This window comes from Aequorivita sp. 609 (assembly GCF_014212065.1).
In the GTDB taxonomy this organism is placed as follows: domain Bacteria; phylum Bacteroidota; class Bacteroidia; order Flavobacteriales; family Flavobacteriaceae; genus Aequorivita; species Aequorivita sinensis.
In genome coordinates, this window is the sequence record NZ_JACJVM010000152.1 from 1 (window position 1) to 605 (window position 605).

1 protein-coding gene is annotated in these 605 nt (G+C 37.4%); it reads left to right on the forward strand.

Annotated elements, in window-relative coordinates:
* Positions 1-67: 67 nt before the first annotated feature.
* Positions 68-421 carry a transposase family protein gene (locus H4O20_RS13095; protein WP_139856841.1) on the forward strand — a complete coding sequence of 118 codons (354 nt, stop codon included), beginning with the start codon at positions 68-70 and terminating at the stop codon, positions 419-421.
* Positions 422-605 lie beyond the last annotated feature (184 nt).

Consider the following 605-nt stretch of genomic DNA (forward strand, 5'->3'; position numbering starts at 1 on the left):
GGATCATTCTCAAAAGTTGTGTGTGAATTGAAATAGAATTCTGATTTTTGTTTTTTAAAACAAAGCTTTGGACAATTATCTAGACCTACTGAAACTTATCCTGCCTGAATTTTTAATCAATCACTTCGATCTTGTAAAGAATACAAAAAGTGGTGAAGTTATGCATCTTTATTTTCAAGAGCGTAACGCTGTACCAGCGGAAGAATCAAAACGACAACTTATAGCGCACGGTTTTCACAAAGAAGTTACTATCCAAGATTTTCCATTGCGCGGAAACACAGTATACCTGCATGTAAAACGGCGTAGATGGCTGGATAAGGCAACTAAAGAAGTTGTTCAGAGAGATTGGAATTTAGTAGCACAGGGAACACGGATGACCACCGAGTTCGCTGCTTTTTTAAAAGAAATTAGTCGATACTAAAGCATCCAATTGCCATACAATCGGTTATTTTTATGGTGTTAATGGCAAAAAACTACAGCGCCAATACAAAGACTGTCTAAGTGATTTTAAAGACTGGGAACAAAAGAAGCATGCCAAACAATGGCTCATATTCCCTGAAAACATTGGGCCTTACCTATCCATTGACGAAACAGCGCTATCTAAA